This window comes from Vibrio sp. 10N.261.52.A1 (assembly GCF_002876325.1).
Classification (GTDB): domain Bacteria; phylum Pseudomonadota; class Gammaproteobacteria; order Enterobacterales; family Vibrionaceae; genus Vibrio; species Vibrio chagasii.
The window spans coordinates 1-759 of sequence record NZ_MCYD01001214.1 but is presented as its reverse complement, the minus strand read 5'-3'; the positions used below and the strand labels follow the sequence as shown (position 1 = coordinate 759).

The following is a 759-nucleotide window of genomic DNA, read 5'->3' as shown; positions in this document are numbered from 1 at the left end:
GCGAAAAGCTACTTCATCAAACTGCAAGACGCAGAAGTGATCACATCAGACGCACTTGCGAGCTCAGATGTTGCATTCGTACAAAAAGCCGTAAACCAAAACAAGAAAGCCGTTACTCACCTAAACTACGCCTACCGTGGTTTGGCAACACAGCTACCTGCTCTTAAGAATGTATTCGATGAATCGGTTCAGAAATTCACCAAAGACGTAGGCCAAAAAGGCGGTGTTCTTGATAAGCACAACAACTACCTACAAGCGAAGCAAGCCCTGTATGTAAACATCGCCAATCTAGCGGTTGAAGTAGACCAAGCGATGGCCGTGTTAGACTCATTCAACGTGACAGCCGAAGAACAACTCAACTCTTCATTGGCAGACGCTAGTAGCATTTACGATAAAGGCCTATTCAACGCGATTGCCATCGGAGTGGTTGTAACGCTATTTGCGGCAGCGATTGGCTACCACATTGCTCACAGTGTAAGAGAGCCACTAACGCGCATCCTTAAGACACTAGAAGGCCTGACAGAAGGTGACATGACACAGCGCATCGACATTCGTTACAACAACGAATTCAGCCGCGTGAGTGGTCACATCAACACCTTAGCCGATAACCTGCACAATATTCTTGTAAAGCTTAACGATGCGTCAGATGACCTAACCAAAACAGCAAGCGTCAACCAGAAGACCTCTTCAGAAACTCAGGCTCAACTGAACAGCCAGCGTGAACAAACTGCGACAGTAGCGACTGCGATGACAGAGATG

1 protein-coding gene is annotated in these 759 nt (G+C 47.2%); it reads left to right on the top strand.

The features are described 5' to 3' along the window. The coding region (locus BCT81_RS25685; protein ID WP_133152726.1) for a methyl-accepting chemotaxis protein at window positions 1–759 on the top strand (759 nt) is incomplete at both ends.